Source organism: Streptomyces clavifer, assembly GCF_036345975.1.
Classification (GTDB): Bacteria; Actinomycetota; Actinomycetes; order Streptomycetales; family Streptomycetaceae; genus Streptomyces; species Streptomyces clavifer.
Map to the genome: position 1 here is coordinate 116,941 of NZ_CP107794.1, position 16,678 is coordinate 133,618.

The 16,678-nt window shown below is 68.3% G+C and carries 13 protein-coding genes and 4 pseudogenes; 11 read left to right on the plus strand and 6 right to left on the minus strand.

From position 1 onward, the window contains the following. The first annotated feature begins 230 nt into the window (after positions 1-230). The 4 genes from OG927_RS34155 to OG927_RS34170 all read left to right on the plus strand — a co-directional run bounded on the left by OG927_RS34155 (position 231) and on the right by OG927_RS34170 (position 3,766). The gene (locus OG927_RS34155) at positions 231-1,502 is read left to right on the plus strand and encodes an MFS transporter (protein ID WP_330321439.1); all 1,272 of its coding nucleotides are present in this window, start codon (positions 231-233) and stop codon (positions 1,500-1,502) included. 165 nt (positions 1,503-1,667) lie between these two features. Continuing rightward, on the plus strand, positions 1,668-1,805 hold the full coding sequence (locus tag OG927_RS34160; protein ID WP_164494275.1) for a hypothetical protein: 138 nt from the start codon (positions 1,668-1,670) through the stop codon (positions 1,803-1,805). Positions 1,806-1,858: 53 nt separating this feature from the next. Beyond that, complete coding sequence (locus tag OG927_RS34165) at positions 1,859-2,857, plus strand: aldo/keto reductase family protein (RefSeq protein ID WP_330321440.1); 999 nt, start codon at positions 1,859-1,861, stop codon at positions 2,855-2,857. A gap of 48 nt (positions 2,858-2,905) precedes the next feature. After that, complete coding sequence (locus tag OG927_RS34170) at positions 2,906-3,766, plus strand: aldo/keto reductase (RefSeq protein ID WP_330321441.1); 861 nt, start codon at positions 2,906-2,908, stop codon at positions 3,764-3,766. A 564-nt stretch (positions 3,767-4,330) separates the two neighbouring features. Here the strand turns inward: OG927_RS34170 and OG927_RS34175 are convergent. Next, entirely contained in the window at positions 4,331-5,029 is a 699-nt protein-coding gene (locus OG927_RS34175; RefSeq protein ID WP_124283618.1) for a hypothetical protein, read from the minus strand. Positions 5,030-5,386: 357 nt separating this feature from the next. Here OG927_RS34175 and OG927_RS34180 point away from each other — a divergent pair. Beyond that, a pseudogene (locus OG927_RS34180) lies at positions 5,387-5,857 on the plus strand (transposase); the annotation flags it as partial. Positions 5,858-5,919: 62 nt separating this feature from the next. Beyond that, positions 5,920-6,687: a hypothetical protein gene (locus OG927_RS34185; protein ID WP_124283617.1), complete on the plus strand. Its 768-nt coding sequence runs from the start codon at positions 5,920-5,922 to the stop codon at positions 6,685-6,687. 98 nt (positions 6,688-6,785) lie between these two features. On the opposite strand, the gene OG927_RS34190 is transcribed toward OG927_RS34185, so the two are convergent. Both OG927_RS34190 and OG927_RS34195 read right to left on the minus strand, forming a co-directional pair. Then, on the minus strand, positions 6,786-7,940 hold the full coding sequence (locus OG927_RS34190; protein WP_241192074.1) for an IS630 family transposase: 1,155 nt from the start codon (positions 7,938-7,940) through the stop codon (positions 6,786-6,788). 295 nt (positions 7,941-8,235) lie between these two features. Beyond that, positions 8,236-9,105 carry a ketopantoate reductase family protein gene (locus OG927_RS34195; RefSeq protein ID WP_124283616.1) on the minus strand — a complete coding sequence of 290 codons (870 nt, stop codon included), beginning with the start codon at positions 9,103-9,105 and terminating at the stop codon, positions 8,236-8,238. Between the two features lie 70 nt (positions 9,106-9,175). Here OG927_RS34195 and OG927_RS34200 point away from each other — a divergent pair, with 70 nt between their 5' ends. The 3 genes and pseudogenes from OG927_RS34200 (at position 9,176) to OG927_RS34210 (ending at position 11,177) form a co-directional block, all read left to right on the plus strand. Further along, on the plus strand, positions 9,176-9,805 hold the full coding sequence (locus OG927_RS34200; protein ID WP_124283615.1) for a TetR/AcrR family transcriptional regulator: 630 nt from the start codon (positions 9,176-9,178) through the stop codon (positions 9,803-9,805). Between the two features lie 185 nt (positions 9,806-9,990). Next, the gene (locus OG927_RS34205; RefSeq protein WP_124283614.1) at positions 9,991-10,326 is read left to right on the plus strand and encodes an MmyB family transcriptional regulator; all 336 of its coding nucleotides are present in this window, start codon (positions 9,991-9,993) and stop codon (positions 10,324-10,326) included. Positions 10,327-10,472: 146 nt separating this feature from the next. Further along, positions 10,473-11,177, plus strand: a pseudogene (locus tag OG927_RS34210) (transposase). Between the two features lie 26 nt (positions 11,178-11,203). Here OG927_RS34210 and OG927_RS34215 read toward each other — a convergent pair. Both OG927_RS34215 and OG927_RS34220 read right to left on the minus strand, forming a co-directional pair. Next, on the minus strand, positions 11,204-11,791 hold the full coding sequence (locus OG927_RS34215; protein ID WP_124283613.1) for an Imm21 family immunity protein: 588 nt from the start codon (positions 11,789-11,791) through the stop codon (positions 11,204-11,206). A 140-nt stretch (positions 11,792-11,931) separates the two neighbouring features. Continuing rightward, on the minus strand, positions 11,932-13,176 hold the full coding sequence (locus OG927_RS34220) for an MFS transporter (RefSeq protein ID WP_124283612.1): 1,245 nt from the start codon (positions 13,174-13,176) through the stop codon (positions 11,932-11,934). 804 nt (positions 13,177-13,980) lie between these two features. Between OG927_RS34220 and OG927_RS34225 the strand changes: the two are divergent. Both OG927_RS34225 and OG927_RS34230 read left to right on the plus strand, forming a co-directional pair. Next, positions 13,981-14,163 (plus strand): annotated as a pseudogene (locus OG927_RS34225) (transposase); the annotation flags it as partial. 103 nt (positions 14,164-14,266) lie between these two features. Beyond that, positions 14,267-15,880 (plus strand): pentapeptide repeat-containing protein, encoded by a 1,614-nt coding sequence (locus tag OG927_RS34230; protein ID WP_124283611.1) that lies wholly within the window; start codon positions 14,267-14,269, stop codon positions 15,878-15,880. A gap of 27 nt (positions 15,881-15,907) precedes the next feature. Here OG927_RS34230 and OG927_RS34235 read toward each other — a convergent pair. Continuing rightward, positions 15,908-16,126 (minus strand): annotated as a pseudogene (locus OG927_RS34235) (transposase); the annotation flags it as partial. Positions 16,127-16,678: the final 552 nt, after the last annotated feature.

Here is a 16,678-nt window from a genome sequence, read left to right on the forward strand (position 1 = left end):
GACGGTCTCCTGTCTGCGCTCTGCCGTGCGCCCGCAAGTGGGCCCCGGCCCGGAGGGGGTCCCTGCCATTACCCCTCACGAGCGTGACTGTTTGCCGCAGACCGCAGCTGGTTCCGTAGATCTCGGCGGGGTGCGAAAACCCCCGCCCGTACGTCCCCACGGCACGTCCGCCACCCTCCGGTCGCCTTCCAGCGCCCGTGGAACGCGCCGTCTGATCGAAAGGACCTTCGGTGACCTCCACCGCGTCCCCTTCCTCCACCAACCAGCAAGTCCGCCCCCGCCCGGCTGGCGCATCGCCTGAGCACGACGGCGGCACCGTCGTGGCCACCGGAAAGGTCAGGCTGCCGCCGGTGGTGTGGTTGCTGGGTGGCATCGCCTTCATCATGGGCACCAGCGAGTTCGTCGTCTCCGGCCTGCTTCCCCAGATCTCCAACACCCTCGGCGTCACCGTCTCCAGCGCCGGAATGCTGATCACCGCCTTTGCCGTCGGCATGATGATCGGCGCGCCGGTGATGTCCATAGCGACCCAGCGCCTGCCGCGTCGCTTGACCCTGGTCGCCGCGCTGCTGGTTTTTGCCGGCGGTCACGTCGTCAGCGCGCTCAGCTCCGACATGGGGCTCGCGCTCGTCGGCCGGGTCCTTGCAGCGCTGGGCAACGGAACCTTCTGGGCCGTGGGCGCGGTCGTGGCGACCGCGGCTGCGGGACCGGCCGCCAGCACCCGCGCAACCGGCGTCATGGTCGGCGGCATCACCCTCGCCAACATCGTGGGCGTCCCGCTCGGTACGGCAGCCGGCCAGCTGGGCGGCTGGCAGGCCCCCTTCTGGATGCTCGCCGCTTTCGCCGTGGCCGCAGCCGTGGTGGTGGCCCGCCGGGTGCCCGCCGACACCACACCTGCTGACAGCTCCTTGCGCGCCGAGACGGCCGCGCTCAAGCATCCGCGCCTGTGGCTGGTCTACCTGGCCACCGCGCTCATCCAGGCCGGCATCATGGGCGCCTACAGCTACGTCGCCCCGCTGCTGACCGACCGGGCCGGGCTCGCGACAGCCGTGGTGCCGCTGGCGATGCTCGGTTTCGGCGTCGGCGCGCTGGCTGGCACCACGGTCGGTGGACGCCTCGGCGACCGCCGCCCCTACACCACGCTGATCCCGGCCACCGCAGTCACGGCCGTGATCCTGGGCGCCATCACCCTGTGGGCGACCGATAGCGTCCTGGCCGTCGTCCTGGTCGTGCTGCTCGGCGCAGCCGGCTTCGCCTGCAACCCCATCGTGGTCGGCGAGGTCGTCCACATCGCCGGAGCCGGCCGGTCCCTGCCCATGGCCCTGGCCACGTCCGCGTTCCAGATCGGCATCGCCACGGGCTCCTGGATCGGCGGCATCGCCATGACCTCCCGCCTGGGCCTGCAGGGCCCGTCGCTGGTCGGCTTCGCCTTCGCCCTCACGGCTCTGCTGCCCCTCGGCCTGCTGGCCGCCTCTCACCGCAAGGCGGCGGCATCCCGAAGCTGACAGGGATGCCGGACCTCTCCGTCCGGCATCCGACACCTCGATCCGAGCAAGCCGTACAAGACTGTTGCAGACCACCACGACGCACCGTCGCCGTACCGGCCGCCTGCCGGTCAACCACCCTGGGTCACCATCGGCCCGCGCGATCTGGTCCACGTGGAGTCGCCATTGGCCGCCGCCCACGTGAGGCTGGACCCGGCGGTTCTGGACCGCATCGACGAGGTTGTCATGCCCGGCACGGCCAACAACCCGGCCTACAGCAGCATCCTTCACCCCGCCCTGCGGCTGGCAGCGGTCCGCCGCTGACTGGCTGTATAACACCGCGAAACGACCAACTGACACTGACGCAAGGAGCGACCATGCGCTACCGCACACTCGGCAGCTCGGACCTGCAGGTTTCGGAGATCTCGCTCGGGTCCTGGCTCACCTACTCCGGCGGTATCGAGGCCGACAAGACCCGCGCCTGCACCGAGGCGGCGTTCGACGCGGGCATCAACTTCTTCGACACCGCCAACGTCTACGGACAAGGCGCCGCAGAGTCGGCCTGGGGCGAGATCCTCTCCGCCCACCCGCGCGACTCCTACATCCTGGCCACCAAAGTGTGGGGCCCGATGTCCGACGACCCGGCCGACCAGGGATTGTCCCCGGCGCAGATCGCCAAGCAGATCGACGCCTCCCTCACCCGCCTGCAGACCGACTACGTCGACCTGTACCAGGCGCACCGCTTCGACCCTGCCGTGCCGATCGAGGACACCATCGAGGCGTTCCAGAAGGTCGTCGAGCAGGGCAAGGCCCGCTACCTCGGCTTCAGCGAGTGGACCCCCGAGCAGATCCAGGCCGGCATCGACATCGCCGGGCCCGATCTGTTCGTCTCCTCCCAGCCGCAGTACTCCATGCTGTGGCAGGCCCCCGAGGCCGAGGTCTTCGGCCTGTGCGCGGCTAACGGCATCTCCCAGATCGTGTGGTCCCCGCTCGCCCAGGGCGTCCTGACCGGCAAGTACAGGCCCGGTCAGCCCGTTCCCGAGGGCAGCCGCTTCGCCTCCGCCGACATGGGGGTCTCGAAGGACCTCGTCTACAGCGACGCCACCCTCGAAGCGGTCCAGCGCGTCGTACCGATCGCAGAACAGGCCGGGCTGAGCATGCCCACCCTGGCGCTCGCCTGGGTCCTGCGCCGCAGCGAGGTCGCCTCCGCCATCACCGGCGCCTCCCGCCCCGAACAGGTGCACAGCAACGCCGCCGCCTCGGGCGTGGAGCTCTCCGCTGACCTGCTTGCCGCCGTCGACCGGGCGCTCGGCGACGCTCCCGTCACCGGACCCACCCTCGCCCCCGCCGCCCAGACCGGCATCAAGCACCGCTGACCCGCACCGTCCCAGCCCTCAACCGACCAGCAACAGAAAGCACTACCGATGACCGTGCAGATCCCCCAGATCACCCTCAACAACGGCGTACGCATGCCGCTTCTCGGTTTCGGCGTCTTCCAGATTCCCGATGACCAGACCCAGCAGGCGGTCGAGGCCGCACTCGAGGCCGGCTACCGCCTCCTCGACACTGCCGCGGCGTACGAGAACGAACGGGCCGTGGGCCGGGCCGTCGCCGCCAGCGGCATCCCCCGCGACGAACTGTTCATCACCACCAAGCTGTGGATCCAGGACTACGGCCAGGACAGCGCCAAGCACGCCTTCGACCGCTCCCTCGACCGACTCGGTCTCGACCACCTCGACCTCTACCTGCTCCACCAGCCCTTCGGTGACTACTACGGCGCCTGGCGGGCCATGGAGGAACTCAACCGGGCCGGCCGCACCCGGGCGATCGGGGTCAGCAACTTCTACCCCGACCGGCTCGCCGACCTCATCACCCACAACGAGATCGTCCCCGCGGTCAACCAGATCGAGACCCACGTCTTCTTCCAGCGCACCGACGACCACAAGCTGATGCGCGAACACGGCGTCCAGCACGAGTCCTGGGGACCGCTCGCCGAAGGCGGCCAGGGCTTCTTCGACAACCCCGTGCTCGTCGACATCGCCCGCGCCCACGACAAGTCCGTCGCCCAAATCGCCCTGCGCTGGCTCATCCAGCGCGAGATCGTCACGATCCCGAAGTCGGTACGGCCCGAACGCATGGCAGAAAACCTCGACGTCTTCGACTTCCAGCTCACCGACGACGACATGGCACGCATCACCGGCCTGGACACAGCACGCAGCCACATCTTCGACCACCACGACCCCGAAAAGGTCACGTGGCTCGGCGGGGTGCGGTTCGACACCTGATGCCGCGCCGCGTCGCTCTCCCGTAGCCACTCACCCTCAAGTCCTCCCGCTGCCGGCCATCAGATGGTCGGCAGCGGGGCACTGCCAGGCCGGAGACGCGGGGCACCGCTCCGTCGTCCTCCAGCCGCCTTCACAGGAAGCACCAGCATGCGCCTTCGCCCCACTCACGCCGCAGTGGTCGAGGGACAGGACCTGGGTGGGGTGCCAGGTGGAGGCGAGCGTGGACTTGCCGGAGCCCGGCCGTGCCGATGAGGACGATGACGGCCCGGTCGGGGAAATGCGTGTCGTGCTGTTGGGAGGTCATGCCCGTACTCCTTCGGGAAGACTGGTGGGGAGGGTCAGGCTCCGCCGTCTCGGCGGGCGGCGTCGGCGATCGCGTGGGTGAGGCGTTCGGCTGCCTGGCGCTCAGCCTCGGCAGCTGCGCGGAGTGCTTCCTGCATGGCCTGGTTGTCCATGGCGGGTCTCTCTTCCTGCTGGGTGGGGGCCGGGCTGTCCGGTCCTGTGCACCGCCCCGGCCAGTCGCGGGCCGGGGCGGCACACAGGCACGTCAGGTCAAGTCCTCGTTCAGAACGCGGGACGTTCGGTCATGGGCTCGGCGGCGCCCGTTGCGCCGTGTGCGACGGCCTTCGGCTCGGTGGCCTTTGGGGCGGTGGCTTCGGGCTCGGTGGCTTCGGGTGTGGGCCGGCTGGTGAGGTGGCGGTGGACGTCGCTGATGGCGCGGATCTCCAGCTGCTCGTCCCCGTCGCTGGTCAGCAGGGTGAATTCGGCACGCGAGTAGGGGTCCTGGCGGTAGGAGAAGTGCAGGATCACGCCGGGGGCCAGGTAAAACGTCGCGTCGCCGTCCTCGTAGCCGTGCCACCGGTCCGGGTGGTTCAGGAGCTGGCCGTGGTCGACGATGTGTGACATGTTCGCGGCCCGGTGCGCGGCATCGACCGCGGCAGCGGCGGCGATCTGCGTGTGGCACTCGTCCGCCGTCGCGGCGACCGGCGGGAGGGCCTTGGCCGCGAGGACCGGGCGGGTGGAGTCCCACAGGGAGCGGCGCACCGGGCGGAGCACGATGCCGAGCAGGCTCTCGGCGGTTGCGGCGGTGATGACGCAGACGGCGCCGGCGGCGATGATCCGCAGGTCGCCGAACGAGGTCAGGGTGTCCCACGCCGCGTAGGCGGTGGCGACCCCGACCGTGAGACTCGTCGCGAGGCTTCCGGTGTCGAGGGCGGCCTCGGTGAGCTGGCCGGTGAGAGGACGCTTCGGGAGAGAGGTCATGGGTGCCTGCTTTCGGTGTCGGGTGATGAACTGGGCTGCTACCGGGATGCGGGGACGTCTCACTGAACCGGGGGGCACTCACCGGTTCACTCACCATCGGAACGCCTGCGGGATCACAGGTCGGTAACGGCCGGTGGTGAGTGGGCGCAGATGTGTGGTGAGTTCGGCTTCGGCCCCCTGCTGCGAGCGCTGGGGTGAAGTCTTCGGTGGGGCTGTCCTGGGCGCGTGCTGGGCCAGGGCGGCGATGCCGTATTGGGGCGTTCAGCGGCCGGCGCGACGCTGTGTGTCGACGAGGATGGTGTGCCGGTCAGAGTGGGCGTTGACAGCGGCATACAGAGCCTGCCACCAGGTGTCCGCGCCGCCGACCTCGCCCAAGCCGTCGAGGAGGCGTTCCCGCAGCACCCGGACTCCGAAATTATCCTCAGCTTCCCCGGCCTCGGCATCCAGCTTGCCGCCCGGGTGCTGGCCGAAATCGGAGACGACCGCACCCGCTTCGCGGACGCCCGCGGCCTGGAGGCCTACGCCGGCGCCTCACCCGTCACCCGGGCCTCCGGCAAGAAGTCCAGCATCACCAGACGATGGGTGAAGAACGACCGGCTCAACCACGCCGGCTACCTCTGGGCGTTCTCAGCGATCACTGCCTCGCCAGGTGCCAAAGCCCACTACCGGCGGCGACGTGACGACCACGGAGACTGGCACGCCGCAGGCCAGCGCAATCTGTTCAACCGGATGCTGGGCCAGCTCCACCACTGCCTCAAGAACCGTCATCTGTTCGATGAACGCACCGCGTTCCCGACGACGCAGGCCCCAGCACTGGCGGTGGCGTAGGTGATCCCGGTCACGACTCACCGCCTCCCGGAGGTCGCTCCGCAGCATGCTTGAATCACCGGATGATCGACTGGTCCACACTCCACGACGCCTACGGCCCGGCACACGCGATACCCGGGATGCTGGACCGAGCCATCGGTCGTGACCAGGAGGCCATCGACGGGCTTTGGGGGCGCTTGTGCCACCAGGGGACGATCACCCCGGCGAGCATCGCCGCACTGCCTCAGCTGGCGGACATCGCGAAGACCGAGGGCGCCGGGGACTGGGCGCTCGATCTGGCCGGAGCCATAGCAGGTGGCCTCCTTCAACCACACGGCGCCGACGAAGAAGTCGCACGCCGTGCGGCGACCTTGGCCGACCTTCGCGCCATGGCCGCCACCCGGCTGCGGTCTGGCCTGACCGGGAAAAACTATCTGAGCCGGTTGCGGACCATGCTCGCGTTCGACGGCCAGCCCTTGTGGTTCGAGACCCTGGACGACTTCACCGATTCCTTCGTCACTGTCGCTTGTCCGCCCTGCGACGCACCGGTGACGATCGCAATCGGCGACTACGGCTGCTACTCCTCGATCCGCGACTGGAATCTGGGGGATGTCCACCAGGTCCCGCTCCGGCCGGCTATCCCGGACCAGCTGACCGGCACCGGGGAGATGTTGCACGAGACGGCCGTACGGGATGGCCAGCAACGGCTCGCCTGGGGGCTGACGCACCTGTTCGGCCAGGCGGAATGCCCAGGATGCGGGAGCGTCTTCGGCATCGCAGACGAATACGAGGCCACCAATGCACCCGCTCCATGGGACTTCGCCCGAGGCCACACCAAGGACGCTCTCTGATGACACCAGCAGGGCCCTCGAAATCGAACAGTGAGCTCGTACCCGCTGTCCCGACTTGACGGCTTAGTGGTCAGCACGCGAAGTCCTTCGGGGGTTGATCATGCTGCGAGTGCGGTGGAGGATCTTTCCTGTCGGTCGGTGAGTGTGTGCCGGTCGAGTCTGGCCAGTAGATCGTCCAGGTCGGTGGTGGTGAACTTCCACTGGAACGGCTGTGCCGTGGCGTTATAGCGGTCTTCGAATGCTCGGAGCCGGTCCCGGACCTCGTCGAGGTTCGTGAAGTCGTTGGGTGAGACGACCTTGCGTTGCACGATGGAGAAGAAGATCTCTATCTGGTTTAGCCAGGAGGCGTGGACGGGTGTATGGACCATGACGGCGTTCGGGAACCTGCTGGCCATGCGGTCGATGGCTGACTTGCCGCGATGCGAGGAGCCGTTGTCGACGATCCAGTACACGCGTTTTGCGCTGGCGTAGGGCTCGATGGTCATGACCTGCTCGACCAGTTTCATGAACGGCACGATGCCGGTGGTCTGTTCGCAGCGGCCGAAGACTTCGGCCCGGTGGATGTCGTAGGCGGCCAGGTAGGCCAGGGCTCCTCCGCGCCCGTAGGTGTGGTAGACACGCATCGCGCGGGTCTGGCCCGGCGCCAGGGTGGGGTGACAGCGGCAGCGGGCCTGGATAGAAGTCTTCTCATCCGCGGAGATGACGTACTCGTCATCTCCGAGCGGAGCGCCCTCGAAGACACGGCCATACAAGTCCAGGATTCGCTGAGCGGTGGCGCGGAAGTTCAGGTCACGGATGAAGATCCAGGAGCGGTGCTGCCAGGGCTTGAGTGCGTCGTCCTTGAGCCAGCGGCGCACCGTGGAGGCGGAGATCTTCTCGGTGCTGGCCCGGGTGACGGCCTCGCGCGCGAGCTCGGGGCATGACCAGCGTGAGAGCGGGATTCCGGATTCGGTGGGCAACTGACAGGCCAGGGACTTGACTTCGGCGATCTGCAGAGCGGTGAACGTCGGTGGCCGCCCCGACCGCTTGAGGTCGGCCAGGGCAGGCACCCTGCCGGCCGCGAACCGGCCGCGCCAGCGGCGCACGGTGTCCACGTGCAGGCGGGTTTCGGCAACGATCCGGGCGTTGGCGCGGCCTCGCGCCGCCAGGAGCTGGCGTGCCTGGTGCGGAGTCTTGTGGCCGTAGGCCATCTTCTTGAGCCGGTGGCGCTCGGAAGCGGTCAGCTCCACGGGCGCGGCGGAGCACACGGGCATGGAAGGAGAGCGGCCCATCTCTCGGAGGCGGTAACGGGAGCGGCAGCGCCTGCTTCCTGCACCGCCTGCGGGAAGCCTTCGCGGCGCATCAACCAACGTTCGCCCTGTAGTGGCGCGCTATTTGAAGGATGTGGCCGCAAGAGGGGAAAGCCAGGCCAACTCCGGAGGCCGGATGCTCCATTGCTGCTGAAACGGTCATGAGGTCAGCGGTTGCCGTCCGTGGAGCTGGCGGAGGTTCGAGGACTGTGAGACTGGCGGTGGCGTGCGTGGTGAGGTTTTCGCCGTCCTCGGTGGCTTAGCGGGATCCCGCCGGGGCACGGAGCTGTTCGGCCAGCCGCTCGAGTTCGGCCGTCGTGGCAGACGAGGGGGCGTTGAGTCCGCTGTGCGCAGCCGTCGGGCTTTTCAGGAAGCGCCGGAGCACGGCCGCGAGGAGTCCTTGCGGCAGCATCTGCAACGCGGTGAACGCGCGGGGCACCGGCGGCGTCTTCATCGCGGCGAGATTTTCTCGCATGCGGTGAAGCATGCCGCGGACCGCGTCCGGGTCGTCGGCCAGCGTTGCCGGACCACCCGCCGCGCGTACCGCCTGCCCGAGCGGGACTTCGAAGGCGGCGTGTGTCTTGAGCCAGGCATCCATGTGCGGCTCGGCCTTGGCGGTAATCCCGGCGGTGCGGAACGTCTCCACGATCCGTTCGATTCTCGGGGTGGTGCGGCCGTCGGGTTCGCCGATCGGCATCGCCACCCGGCGGGTCATGAAGTTGGTCTTGCGGTAGCGGACCACGTCGCCGTCCATGGTGCCGGCGGCCGCGGGGAAGCCGAGCAGCACCCGCTCGTGGCCGATCACCGCGCCCAGCGGCTCCGGGCCGGCGGCCCAGTTGTGAAGGAACAGCACGTCACCTTGGACACCGACGAGTGATTCCAGCACCGCATCCACCTGGTGGGTGCGCACGAGGACGGTGATCAGGTCGTAGCCGCCGTCCGGGTGCTCTATCACCCGTACCGGCACCCGCCTGACCGGGCCGCCCTCCTCGGCGAGCTGCACTCCCCGCCGGCGCAGGGCGGTCAGCCGTTCGCCCCGAGCGAGGAGCGAGACGTCGTGGCCGGCCTCATGCATGCGGGCGGCGAACAGGCTGCCGAGAACCCCGGCGCCATACACAAGTAGCTTCATAGCGAATCCTCAATCATACGTTCGTTTGAATCATACGTTCGTTTCATTGAACATATGTATCGTCCCCTATGTGGCAACCCCAGACACCCGCACCCAGATCCTCGACGCGGCCGAGCACCTCTTCGCCGAGCACGGATACCGCGGCACCTCCATCCGCGCGATCACCAAACTCGCCGGAGCGAACCTGGCCGCCGTCGGCTACCACTTCGGCTCGAAGGCGGAGCTGATGGCGGCAGTCGTCCGCCGCGTGACCGAGCCCGTCACCGCCGCCCAGAGCGCCGGGCTCGACAAACTCCTCGCCCGGACCCCCGACCCACCGGTCAGCGAACTGGTGGAGGCGTTCGCGGGGCCGCTGTTCGACGAGATGCCGACCGGCGACGAGGACGGCGCCCGGACGTCCCGGCTGATCGTGACGATCCTCAGCGACCCGGCCGAGGAGGCACGCAGCTGGACCGGCCCAGCCGAGGACTCGGTCCGTGAGCGCTACTTCGCAACCTTCGCGCGCGTACTGCCCGGCCTTTCCCCGGACGAGCTGTCGTTCCGGATGCGGGGGATCTTTGCCGTGACGGCCGTCGACCGCCTCCAGGTCCACCAGCAGCCCTCCCCTGGCTGCGCGTCCCCGGTAGCGGGCGAGGCGGCCCGGCGATGGGCTATCACGTTCCTGACGGCAGCGATGAGTGCACCACCGGTCCGCCCTTGACGACCCAAGACAGACGCTGGCGGCGCGAGTCACGCGGGGTTCGCCCTATGGAAGAGCGCCACCGCCCCCGTGCCCCGGCGCACATGGCACCGGCCGGTGCTGGGACGTGCCGGCCTCCAACCGGGCCGCCCGCGCGCTGTGGACCGACTGCCCGGCCACCGGAAGCCCGCAACCTGCTCTGGTGGATGCTCACCGACCCCGGTGCCCGTCAGGTGATGGCCGACTGGCCCGGCGAAGTATCCGCACTGCTCGGCCGGTTCCGCACCGCTGCGGCACGGCAGCCGGGCGACCCCGGCTTCAGCACGCTGCTCGAGTGTTTGCACGCGGCGAGCCGCGAGGTAAGGGAGTCACAGCACAGGGTCGTACCGCTGAGCTCCGGCACCAAGCGGCTGCGTCATCCTGCCCTCAGGGAGATCGAGTTGGAGCACGGCGTGCTCCAACTCGCCGACAATCCCGAGCAGAAACTGGTCACCTTCAACGTCACCGACCAGGACCAAGCCTGGATCTCCCAGCTGTTGTAGATGAGCCTCACCTCATTGACAGCCGTACGCACAAACGCCGGGCGTATGTCCGTTCCCTGCCAGCCTGCGAACACCACACGGCCAGATCTCCGGTCAACCCCCGAAGGACTTCGAGCGTCGACCACTTAGCGCCGTGAGGTGTCTGGATAGCCCCGTTCACCGGCGTGGCTCCGCGCCAGTTCAACCGGGTGGTCCGTGCAATGCGGCGTGAAGGCGCCGACATCACTCGGCGGGGTCGGCCATGGGGGATTCCTCTGGAGGATCGAGTGCTTCTGGTGGCTGCGTACTGGCGTACTAACCTGACGCTGCGCCAGCTTGCTCCGCTGTTCGGTGTCTCGAAGTCCGCAGCAGGCCGCATCATCAGGCAGGTCGGGCCTCTTCTCGCGTTCCGGCCCCGGAAGCGCTTTCGCAAGGACGCCGTGCTCATGGTGGACGGCACTCCGGTCCCTACCCGCGACCACACGGTGGCTGAGCGGTCGAAGAACTACCGGTACTCGACGAATCACCAGGTGGTCGTCGATGCCGACCGTTGCCGGGCAACCGCAACGACTGCAAGTCATGGGAGCTATCCGGGGCGAAGGCCGCAGTCGGGAACGCCGTAGTGATCGCCGACGGCGGCTATCGAGGTACCGGCCTCGTCATCCCGCACCGCCGCGACCCTGGCGGAGCGAACTGCCCACCTGGAAAGAAGAACACAACACCTCGCGCCGTAAGGTCCGCGCTCGGGTCGAGCACGCCTTCGCCCGGATGAAGACCTGGAAGATCCTGCGCGACTGCCGCCCAAGGGCGATGGCGTGCACCACGCGATGCTCGGCATCGCTCATCTGCACAACCTTGCGCGCCGCGGCTGAGCACACCCGACCGAAGTGCGGCCCGTTCAGGATTCGGCGGGCAGGAGCTGGACCAAGCCGACCCAGTTTTTCTCGTCCACCTCGGTCTGCGTGGCGCGGACCCTCCAGCGGCCGGCTGGCAGTGAGACCGGAGCCTCAGCGGGGATCCCACCGTTGGGGTACTCGACGCCCAGGTCGGAACCTGCTTCGGCGGAGTCCATGAGCACCGCCGGACCGTCCGAGGCCCAGGTGCCGCACTCCTCCCACACCGCGGCCGGGTCCGCGAGGACGGTGTTTGCTGCGGCTCTCAGCCCGGCCTCGGAGTCGGCGGCGAGCCACCGCAGAAACGCTCGGTGCTGGGGCAGATAGCAGCTGGTCGCCGGCTCGTCCGCCAGCACCAGTGCCAGCGCACCGTTCTCGTCGACGGGGATCACACCGGCCAGATCGTTCACCGCGCAGGCCCGGTCGTAGTCGTCCGGGGCAGTGGCGTCTGCCGCCATAAGACCACCCTCGGTGCACCCGCCCCAGGAGGCCAGGGCGGAGACGGGGACGACAATCAGAGGACCGCCCATCGACTCCACCCAGTCACGGGAGGGGCCGGAGGCATCGTCTGCGACAGACGAAGGGGTGATCATGCAGCCAGTGTGCCCTCGCCCACTGACACCGCCACCACACTCATGCAGCAGTCACGGGACACCCATTACGACCTCGTGCATGGTCAGCGGTGACGTTGGCCCTGGGGCTCCGGGGCGGGCCGTTGCGCCGCCGGATCGATTCAGATCCTGCCGGGCACGGTGGGAGACGCCTCCGGCGCCGCCGCCCGTGGCCCGGCCCACCGGACGGCAGGCCCCATGGCGAGCCCCGCCGCCAGAAACAGCCCGCCGAGCAGCAACCAGCCCGGCACGCCCCAGGTGACGATCAGGGAGGTCAGCAGCAGCGGGCCGAGCATCCGGGCCACCGGCACGCCCGCGCCGAAGAACCCCTGGTACTGGCCGTATCGGCCGGGCGGGGCCAGATCGAAGCTGATCTGCCAGGCACCCGCCGACTGCCGCATCTCTCCCCACACCTGGAGCCCGGCGGCCGCCCCGAGCAACCCGAGCAGCATTCCCACCGGAGCGTCGGACGCCGTGCACGCGAACACCCCGCAGGACGCGAGCATCAGCACGCCTCCGCCGCGTACCGCACGGACCGCGCTGTCAAGATCCCGCACTCCGGCGGCCGTACGGACCTGGAACAGCATTACCACCGCCGTGTTGAGCAAGAGGAGCGCGGACACCGCCCAGGCAGGCGCGGCGGTACGGTCGGCGATCCACAGCGGGATCGCCAGACTGATCAGCGGCATCCGCAGCAGCAGCACCATGTTGAGGAACGCCACCAGCGCGTACGGACGGTCCCGCAGCACCACGAGCCTCCGCGCGCCGTCGGCAAAGCCGCCGCCCTGGCCCGCTGGCCCGGGGAGCGCCGCCAGCAGAAGCGCACAGAGGACGAACGCCACGGCGTCCAATGCCAGTGCCGACCGGTAGGACACGGCCGTGCCCACGTGGAGGGCGAGGCCGCCGGCGGCCGCACCCAGTGCCAGCCCAGCGTTGACCGCCGACTGCAGGTGGGCGAGGACATCCGTCCGGTCCCGTGGCCGTACCAGTCCGGCGAGGAGAGCCTGACGGGCCGCCGCCAGCCCGGACTGCGCGGTGGCGTAGACGCACGCGGTCAGGGCGAAGGCGCAGAACGAGTCCACGAGCAGGAACGCGCCGACCGACGCCGCGGTGGCCAGAGCCAGCAGCACCGCGGTCCCCTTCGGGCCGCGGCGGTCCGCGAACTGGCCGAGCGGCACGCCGGTTACCGCACCCACTGCCCACGCAAGCGTGAGGCCCATCCCGATCCGGTCGGCCGACAACCCAACGATCTGAGAGAAGTACAGCGCGGAGCAGACGTAATATGCGCCGTCGCCGAACGAGTTGACCAGTTGGGAGACAGCGAGACCGCGCGCCGGGCCGGGAGTGGGGATCAGCCGGAACGACATGTCTCTCCTCGGGCACGCGACGACGGGGCGGGCCGACGCTCCGTGGCACCGGGTTGCTCCATGGCAACGGCGGCAGCTGTTGTGAGTCCCCACGACGGGCCGGCCCGTTCACCGTAGGCCGTCAACGACCCTTCGACCTGGGCCAGTCGACGGCGGACCGGCTGGGCCAATCCGTGGTCACCAGGCGCCTGCTGCCGCAACCCGCAACCCGCAACCCGCAACCCGCAACCCGCAACCCGCAACCCGTCGGCCGCCTTCGTCTGCGGCCGCTGCCGCCGGGAGCCTCATCTGCTCCCGCAGATACGATCCTCCGGCAGCTCGTCCGCCAGTGTGAGGCGTTGGCGCTTCCGGAGACCATCCAACCGACGAGGCCCAAGTTGAACGGTGCCCTTCTGAAGGTCTCCGTCGCGATGCTGGCGCGAGGAGGCTTGGGAAGGGGGCCCGGCGCCGTATGAGAGCGGGCAGGATCCGGGCCTGGCGGTGTTCGCAGTGGTGTTCCAGGAGCATGGTCAGCCGGTCGTAGTCGACGGTCAGGCTGTAGTCGAAGACGCCAGTCAGGATTGACCTCAAACACGACCAGTACGGAGGTCCCGCTTGCGAGCCCTCCGGCGCAAGGCGGAGGGTGCCGTCGGGGTCGAGGAACCAAAAGCAACCTGAGGGAATGGTCTCGGGGGTGGTCACTACAGGGCTGACGCGCGTACCGGTTTCGGTCATGGTGATCGCTCCGAGTTCGGTCAGACGGCTGGCCGGTGGGGCACCGGGGCCGTGTGCGTCATGTAGGTGTCAGGGCTGGGCTCGTAGGAAGCCGCTTCCAAGGCAGCCAACGGCCACGAAGCAGCGGCGGATGAAGCGTTCCCTCACCACCCGGACGCTGAGATCATCCTCAGCTTCCCCGGCCCCGGCATCTAGCTCGGCGCCCGGATGCTGGCCGAGATCGGAGACGACCGCCAACGCTTCGCAGACGCCCGCGGCCTGAAGGCCTACGCCGATGACTCGTTGCCGACAGCGGGCCGCGTGTGCCCTATGGCCTTCGATCAACGAGTCCGGGACTGGCTGCAACCAGCCCGGTGAATGATCAGTCCTGTCGGATATGAGTCCTCAGATTCCCGCCCTTCAGGCTGAGCGGCGTGGCCTTCGCCTCTGGAACGTCGGCATAGTCCTGTTGCTCGCCTTCGCCAGCGCTCTTCTAGTCGCCGGATTCGTCTTCTACACCGGCTGGGACCTCCTCGGAGCCCGGGGACTGAAGAAGCAACAGAAAATCGATTCCAAGACGCTCTTCGACCTGGTGAAGTTGTCATTCGGCGTAGTCGCCGGGGCCGGCGCCCTGGTTGCGTTGGTCGTCGCGTACCGCCGTCAACGTGTCGACGAGGATGCCGCCCTGCGCGACACAACCCGCCTGCACAACGAACGCTTCACGAACGCCGTATCCCAGCTCGGCGACGAATCACCCACAGTCCGCCTCGGCGGAGTACACGCCCTCGCGGGCCTGGCCGACGACGCCCCCACCCGTCAGCTTCGCCAAACCTGCATCGACGTCCTGTGCGCCTTCCTCCGCCTCCCCTACACCGCTGAGGCTGACCTCCCGACAGGAGACGCGGGGGCCAGGCACAGCTATCTCGCCCTACGCGAGGCCCGCCACACCGTCCTACGGCTCATACGAGACCACCTCCGACTGCCGCAGGAGCACCCACACAGTTGGCAGAGGTACGACTTCGACTTCTCCAATGCAGTGTTCGATGGCGGCGATCTGTCAAAGGCCACGTTCTCCGGCGGAGCAGTCACCTTCACTGGTGCAACTTTCTCGAGCGGAGTACTCACCTTCGACGACGCCACGTTTTCTGGCGGACAGGTCTTCTTCATCGAGGCCACCTTCTCCGGCGGCGAAATCAACTTCAGGAGCGCCGAGTTCTCAGGCGGGGAGGTCTACTTCACCGGAACCTCCTTCTCAGGTGGGGAGGTCTACTTCACCGGAGCAACCTTCTCAGGTGGGGAGGTCTACTTCACCGGAACGACGGTCTCAGGCGGGGAGATCGGCTTTCCCTCCGCGACGGTCTCCGGCGGCGTGATCGACTTCTCTTCCGCGACGGTCTCCGGCGGCGTGATCGACTTCTCTTCCGCGACGGTCTCCGGCGGGCAGGTCCCCTTCAGTAGGACGAAGTTCCTCGGCGGCACAGTCGGCTTCTCCTCCTCCACGATCTCAGGCGGCACAGTCGACTTCATTTCCGCCGTGTTCTCCGGCAGCACGATCGACTTCACCGAGACCGTGCTGTCCGCCGGCACACTCGACTTCAACCGGGCCAAGTTCTCAGGCAGCACGGTCACCTTCACTCGATTTGCGTTCTCCGCTGGCACCGTTGACTTCACCGAGGCCACATTTTCCGCCGGTACGGTCAACTACACCGACGCCACGTTCTCAGGTAGCAAGATCGACTACACCCAAGCCACGTTCTCGGGCAGCACGGTCGACTACACCGAAGCTATATTCTCCAACGGCACGGTCGACTTCATCCTGACAGTGTTTTCTGGCGGCACGGTCGCCTTCACCCGCGCGGCGCTCTTCACCAGCACGATGAAGTTCACCGGCGCCATGTTCCACGGCGGTACGGTCACCTTCGACGAGGCAACAGGAAGCGCGCCAGTCGGCCTGGTGGCATCTGCAGGATCGCCATGGCCAGCCGGAGTCACCCTTGCTGCCGGCTGGTAGTCGGCGCGGCGGTTCCGTAGCGGCGTGGATCGCGCAGATCACCGAATAGGGCCAGCCGGGTACGGAAACGTGCTGGTCCTTGCCCGGCCTTAGGTGGTGGCACAGGATCCGCTGAGGCGACGTGTGCGTGCTGGGCGAAGCCAGCAGGTCAGGTCGGCGGCCAGACCAGCCGGCCGCCCGCGGCAGCGGCACCGTCGCCAGAGCCCGTCGCAGTTTTCGCGCCCGCCTTTCAGCCACAGCCCGGGCTTGCCCACGGGGCCGGTGGGAGGCTTGTGCCGCCACGGTCGTGGAACTCGCTGCGCTGGTTGGTGTACCTGCGGCCGTCGTGGCGGAGCGCTTTAAACGGAAGTACCGGTGGAAATCGAGTCCGACGGTCATCACTCTCAGCGCTGACCGCATTTCGGCTACGGTCGTGGAGAACTGCTCAACCTCTGCCCGACCTTCTGGACGGCACGGGATGGGTTGCGGTAGGTGCGCTCGCCACTCGCGGGGCCCTCAAGCCTGAGCGAAGACCCCCTGGGCGGCCCTCTCGCGGGCCGCACCCTATCCCTCACCGACACTGACGCCGCCAGCGCTGCACTGGCGATCAACTACGCGATGCTGGAAGTTGTCCGGCCCGCTCTCTACGGCAAGCTGCCGGCGGCCGTCAGCGCCTTCGAGAACGGCGTGGCGGCCCTAGAGCAGACATGAACGGCGCCTATCGCGCTCCGAACCGGTCCCGCAGATTACGTGCGACAACGTCGACGGAGTCCACGGGCGCGGTAGTCTCCGCCGCGGCCAGCACATAAGCCAGCCCGA